6 protein-coding genes are annotated in these 6,707 nt (G+C 38.2%); 1 reads left to right on the forward strand and 5 read right to left on the reverse strand.

Features of this window, described 5'->3' with window-relative positions:
* Positions 1-42 precede the first annotated feature (42 nt).
* The 4 genes from RT445_RS07250 to RT445_RS07265 all read right to left on the reverse strand — a co-directional run bounded on the left by RT445_RS07250 (position 43) and on the right by RT445_RS07265 (position 4,518).
* Complete coding sequence (locus RT445_RS07250; RefSeq protein WP_313470269.1) at positions 43-852, reverse strand: endonuclease I family protein; 810 nt, start codon at positions 850-852, stop codon at positions 43-45.
* Positions 852-1,814, reverse strand: a complete 963-nt coding sequence (locus RT445_RS07255) for a S8 family peptidase (protein ID WP_274796451.1) — start codon at positions 1,812-1,814, stop codon at positions 852-854. The genes RT445_RS07250 and RT445_RS07255 overlap by 1 nt, the downstream gene beginning before the upstream one ends.
* A gap of 372 nt (positions 1,815-2,186) precedes the next feature.
* Entirely contained in the window at positions 2,187-3,395 is a 1,209-nt protein-coding gene (locus tag RT445_RS07260) for an MFS transporter (protein ID WP_313470284.1), read from the reverse strand.
* 244 nt (positions 3,396-3,639) lie between these two features.
* Positions 3,640-4,518, reverse strand: coding sequence for a LysR family transcriptional regulator (locus tag RT445_RS07265; RefSeq protein WP_313470271.1), 879 nt, complete (start codon positions 4,516-4,518; stop codon positions 3,640-3,642).
* 132 nt (positions 4,519-4,650) lie between these two features.
* Between RT445_RS07265 and RT445_RS07270 the strand changes: the two genes are divergently transcribed.
* Positions 4,651-5,853: an MFS transporter gene (locus RT445_RS07270; protein WP_274796449.1), complete on the forward strand. Its 1,203-nt coding sequence runs from the start codon at positions 4,651-4,653 to the stop codon at positions 5,851-5,853.
* Positions 5,854-5,929: 76 nt separating this feature from the next.
* On the opposite strand, the gene RT445_RS07275 is transcribed toward RT445_RS07270, so the two are convergent.
* A partial coding sequence (locus tag RT445_RS07275; protein WP_313470274.1) for a hydantoinase/carbamoylase family amidase occupies positions 5,930-6,707 on the reverse strand: 778 nt, incomplete at its 5' end.

Here is a 6,707-nt window from a genome sequence, read left to right on the forward strand (position 1 = left end):
AACACTAATTCCCTTGTACTTTTATAAGGGAATTAGTGTTTTTTAATTTGTTACGAAACTTTCTGCAATCTCTGGAAAATCAATAAATGGGTTCCGATTGCCTTGAAGTTCATGGATAGCTAAGTTGCGATGCTTTTCATAGATAGATACTGGGAAAGATTGATGCCATTTTAACAATAAAGAGACATTCTCTAGTTCTTTTTTTATAGTGTTTGGGTACCGAATTAGGAAATAGAGTGTTGCTCTAGCAACGATTCCTTTCCCGTATTCTGGTTCGAATTTACTTCCTTCAGCTTTGCCGCAGCCATCTTTGATTCCTAAAATTAATCCTTCAGGGACGTAATCGTGGAAATCGTAGTAAGGGTAGTTGCTGCGACTGCTATTGCAGGTCGTTTCGCAGGCGAATAGATGATGCAAGTCTCCTCTCATCGGTTCTTTTTTATCGAACCATGATTGAGGCACTACATGTTCACAGTTTAATAAATCATCCGAAAAGATGCTGATTAACCCTTTTGCCTGTATTTCATGGAGCCGAACGTCCTCATCTATGACAGAAAGTGGATCCATTCTATTTCCAGAATAAAGGCTTTTTAATGAACCGTTTTCCTGCAAATCAACCCAAGGGTACACATAACGGTGCGGGCTGTAGTTTAACTGATCTGTATGTGTTTTTTCAAGCAATGTATGAAGGCTGTCTAAAAGATTAGCATCCGTGAATGAAATGCTCTGATAGTATTGATTTCTGACTTCCTTATCTTTCTTTTCATCATAATAGGGTCGATTTTCCTTATAGTTTAAAAAGTCTGACTTGGCCGTTTCCCATTCACTGTATAACAAATCTAGTTTTTCCATTATATTTTCAACGCCTGTGCAGATAATTTTTGGTTGAACACATCCGATAAGTATTCCTCTGTTGTTAAGTACAGCAATCCGTTGCCTTCGAGTTTTGGCGAGTTTCCTAAAGGAATCGTTCTCTTTATTAATTGTGCATACAGCTCAGCCTCGGTCAGATTTCGCTCAAAGTTTCTGTTGGCACTCTCTTTTATGAGTGCAAGTGCACCAGATATATGCGGTGTTGCCATCGAAGTTCCGCTTAGTTTTGCATAAGTTCCGTTTAAATACGTTGAAAGGATTTCTTCACCAGGGGCTACTATGTCGATTTCATTATTCGAATTTGAAAATTCAGAAGAACTGCGTTGCAGGTTAATGGATCCGACGCTGATGACTTCATTGTAGCAGGCAGGATAGGCCAATTCATTTGAAGAACTCTGTCCATCTCCCTCATTACCAGCAGCACAAACTACTAGAATTTGATTAGTGATTGCATTTTGAATAGCTTGGTGTAACTCAGGTACATCGACAGAACCTCCGAGGCTCATGGAGATGATATCCACCCTTTGTTCAACTGCATAGTTAATACCATTTATGATCCAGTCGTATTGCCCTGATCCACTTTTATCAAGCACTTTTAAAATCAATAAACTTGCTTCAGGTGCAACACCAACTACTCCTGTGCCGTTACTGATTGCAGCAATTGTGCCAGCCACATGGGTTCCATGGCCATTATAATCGGTGTATACATCAGGTTGTCCATCATCATCACGAGTGAAATTCCGTCCGCCGATAATACGCCCACCCAAATCAGGATGGGTGACGTCGCAGCCTGTGTCCAATATCGCAACAGTAATTCCCTTCCCTTTAGAATGCTCCCAAATTTTTGGTGCTGCAATAAGTTCAATACCTTTTGGCACCATTTCGACCACTTCGACCACTTCATTCACTTGATACGGAATTAAATGTAACTTTTGCTCCATTTGTATCCCTCCTGAAAGAATTAAGTTTCAAGTGTATCCTTGGTATTTAATAATAGTTTAACAATTCTGAATTTATATAAACAGTTACAATAGATGGATTTTTATCTAACTATCGGAAATTTTTACAGTGAAAATAGTATTGGTATCTATTAGTCAATCACACATGATAACATCTTAAAGATTGTGAATGTTTGTACTTAAATTAAACTGCGTTAGTATTACAAAACAGGTGCTTATGATGTTCCATAATCATGCGCGATTGTTGAGCAAGAAGAAAATGGTGATACATATTATATATGACTAATATGTATCACCATTTATATTTTACGACTTTTACAATTTAGGTCTTGATAAAACTAATGGTGGTTTTTTTCATCGTTTAGCCTCTAATCGCCATAATCTATTGGTCAGGAACGCTAACAATAGGACAACCACACATATCATGAGGATTGGTATATAAATATGGCTACGAAAGTCCTCAAATAGGAAGCCATATCCTATTTGCCCAAGAGGAGCCATACATTGTGATACTGCCATCATAATGGCCATAACCTTCCCCATTTTTTCATTTGGCGTTTCCTTTTGGACAAGTGTCATGACGTAGATGGAAATCACCGTCATGATCATCGCGATCACAACAGCACACCCTATAAATAGAATGTATGAAGGATAAAGACCCATTTGTAGCGACGGAGGCAAGACAGCAATAGCCATAGGGATTACGAATAAAGCTGTCACAAACATCCAAATGTATAGGCTGTGTATGCGAAGCTTTGTGGCAAAATAGCCCATTGCTAATGCGCCTAAAATGGTTGCCAAATCTATGCTGCCCATTCCAATTCCATACAATGTATGACCAGTTTCCATTGTGACACGAAGGATTATTGGCACACCCACAATGAATAGAGGCGTAAAAAATAAATTCAATAAAGCGGCTAGTAATATGCATTTTAAAATAAATCTTTGCCTTATGACATAGCTAAACCCTCCTTTCATATCACTGATCAATGTACGTACTAATTGTCCATGATAATCACGCTGCTCAAATGGTATCGTTATAAACATTTCTAAAATAGCTGTTAAGAAAAATAATAATCCACTCATGATGACAAGAATTTTCAGACCAAGCACCCCATATAAGATGCCCCCTAGTACTGGTGCAGTCACACCAGCTAATGCTTGAACCCCGTTAATGATTCCATTGGCTTGTTCAAGCTTCTGTTCTTCAACCAATAATGGAATACTAGCCATGACAGCAGGTGCGTACATCGCACTAATAAAGGAAAGTAACACAAGGACAAGGCCGATCCCTAACACAGAATAATTATCTGTCAGTAACATACAATAGAAAATTAGAACAATAAAACTACTAATAAAATCATATACAACCATTAAATTGCGTCGGTTAAAACGGTCTGCTATAGCACCACCAAATGGTGTAAATAAAATAGGAAGGCTTGAAATAGCAAAGAGCACAGCGAAAAGATCTGCCCTTCCCGTTAAATCCAAGACAAAAAGTGATAGGGCAAATCTTAGGAGGGCTGAGCCTAAAATAGAAATAATCTGACCAACAACCATCATTAAAAAATCTTGGGAAAAGCCTATTACTTTAACGGATCTGTTCAATTAAAATCACCTCTCACCATTTTAGACCGACAGTCGGTCATTTACGACTGTAAAAAAATGTAGGTACAAGATGAAGAAATGAAAAACTTCTTTCACCTGTCCTACATATATAGACTGACTGTCGGTTTATAATAGTATATGTGAACTCTTCAAAAAAAGGAACTTTTTTCTACAATTTTTTTTAACAGTCGTTTGTGCTTTAGCCCGTAAAATATTCTTTGAGTTGTTCAATAAAAGCTGTCGTTGCTTGACTGACATAGCGATCTATTCGATAAATAATTGATAGGCTACGGCTTGGGGCACCATTCAAGATACGTATACTACATAGATTAGGATCATTCATTTGTTGTATCAAGGGATAAGGTTGCACTGTCACGCCAATATTTTCTCGAACAAGATTCATAATGGAAGTAACAGAACTTGTTTCAAGAATAGTATGCAGCTGAAAACCATGTGTTTTTACAGCATCTTCTACCACTTCTCTCCCAAGAAAACCTTCTGGATACATAACCATCGGAAGCTCCTTTAATTCGGCAATTGTGATTGCAGTTTGCTTCGCCAATGCGTGCTCTTTTGAAACGACTAACACATATTCCTCCCGACATAAAGGAATCATGACCAAACGATCATCCGCCTCTACATTCGTTCCAATTCCAATGTCCACTTCATTTTCAAGAACTTGCCTCATAATATCAATGGATGCTAGTATCTTCAGTTTTACCTTTGGAAATTTTTCATGATAATCAATAACAAGCTGTGTAATCCGATAGTCTAAATCTGAAGGCATAATTCCAACACTTATTTGCCCACCTTGCAGCTCCTGTAAATCTTTAATAGCATCTTTGACATTTTGTAATGTATTAAGCATTTCTGTAGCATAGCTAAACAAAAGAGAACCAGCCTCTGTCACAACAATTTTTTTACCTATCCGATCAAACAAAGGCATACCCAGTTCATTTTCTAATATGCGTATTTGCTGGCTTAATGTTGGCTGTGATATACCAAGTTTCTCAGCAGCTTTTGTAAAATGTAGCTCCTCACAGACCGCCATAAAATAATGAAGATGACGTATTTCCACAACGACCACACCCTATCATAGTTTATAACTATTATTGTAATAGTAATAATAGTATTGTTCAATCATTCAAATTAGTTTAGACTTCAATTGGGAAATCTATTTATTTATTTGATATAACGGAGTTGAAAGAGAATGAATATAAAACGTACGATTGTGCCGATTATCGCTATAATTTTAGCTTCTTTTAATTTAAGACCGGTCATCACCTCTGTCTCCCCTTTGTTAGGAACGATCCGCGAATCATTAGACATGAGTGCGGCTACCGCTAGTTTGCTAACATCCTTGGCAGTGCTGTGTATGGGTTTATTTGCCCCTTTTGCTATTAAACTTGCCAATCGTTGGAGCATAGAGCGGACCATTGCCTACTCCCTAATTCTTATTGGACTAGCAACAGCTGCCAGATTTTTTGCTTATTCTAGCTGGGTGATGCTTCTAACTGCCTTTTTATCCGGCATCGGTATTGCAATCGTTAGCCCTTTATTATCTGGCTATATTAAAGAGCAATTTTCAAATCCTTCTCGTATAGTTGGTATCTACTCGTTAGCATTAGTGGTAGGAGCTGCATTAGGCTCTGGGCTTTCGCTTCCATTAAATAATATGTTTCATTCCTGGCAAGTTGCTACTGCCTCTTGGGCTATTCTCGCTCTCATCGCTATATGTTTTTGGTGGAAGCCAATCGAGCATAAGGAGATTGCTACTCCCAACCAAAATACTTTGGATCGAGACATTTATAGGAAGCACATGTTAACCAATCAAAAGGCTTGGCTTTTAACAGGCTTCTTTGGCATAATGGCCTTCATGTTTTATACCATAATGGCTTGGTTACCACCAATTGCCGAAAATATGGGCTACAATAAACGAGATGCTGGTATGATGCTGACACTATTAACAGTCGCGCAAATGCCGGCAACGTTTTTAGTACCTATTTTAAATAACCGCTTTCAGCATAGAGCTGTATGGCTCCTCGGCTGTTCAGCTTTAGAATTAATTGGTCTATTGATGCTATTGTTTAGTTATAATCCTTGGCTAAGCAGTATTTTAATTGGTCTTGGTGCAGGTGGGCTATTTTCATTAGGTCTAACATTACCAATTGATGAAGCCAAAGATATTCAGGAGGCTAGCTTCTTAGCCGCTATGACACAATCGGTTGGCTTTGTATTTGCTGCACTTGGACCTTTCTTTGTCGGTCTCATACGTGATTTCACAGGCAATTTTACAACTGCCATTATTGGTATGATTATTATGGTCATTGCGATGATGCTCATTCAAATCAAAATTGGCAATCAGAAGAAACCGATTAACCATTCTGTTCACATAAAAAAGACGACTTTCTAGTACGGAAAGGTCGTCTTTTTATTGACTAGATTAAAAACTACTTTAATCCTTCGAAATTGCTAAACAAAGCCAAACTTTAGATGACAGAAGCCGATCTTAAAACAGCTTCTTCTAGGACATCTATCCCTAATAATATATCCTCCAAATCTGTATGCTCATCTGGATGGTGACTTAATCCATCTAGAGATGGAATAAAAATAAGGCCAACTGGTCCGAGTCTGGTCATATTCATGGAATCGTGTCCTGCTCCACTTTGCATATAATGATAGGAGAGTTCCTTTTCGACACAAATAGTTTCGAGCTCTTTCATTAGAGTTGGAGAAAGTAGGACAGGCTCCTCTGAACTAATGACATTGTATTCAATGGAAAGCTGTCTCCTTTCTTGCACGTTTGTAATAGTTGTATACAAATGTTGAAGCACTCGCTCTCTTGATTCTACAGAAGATGATCGAATATCTACTGTCAGCTCTACTTCCCCTGGGACAACGTTCATGGAACCTGCTACAACGTCTAATACTCCTACCGTTGCCACTGTTCCAAACTCTTGCTCTGCTATCGCTGCTTTTTCCAATTCTAATGCCAATTCTGATGCACCTAAAAGGGCATCTTTTCTCATATTCATCGGTGTCGTGCCTGAATGGGACGCTTTCCCATTTAATTTCATCAATAAACGAACTGGTGCGGCAACCCCTGTTACAATACCAATTTTCTTTTCATAGTTAATTAGCAATGGTCCTTGTTCAATATGTAATTCAAAAAATGCATGGAATCCTTCTTCTACTCTTGTTGCTTGATCAATACTACTAAAATCAAGTCCACAATGTGCAAATGCCTGTTCCATGGAAATACCATCT

Source organism: Lysinibacillus sp. (assembly GCF_032093475.1).
GTDB classification, from domain to species: Bacteria; Bacillota; Bacilli; order Bacillales_A; family Planococcaceae; genus Lysinibacillus; species Lysinibacillus irui.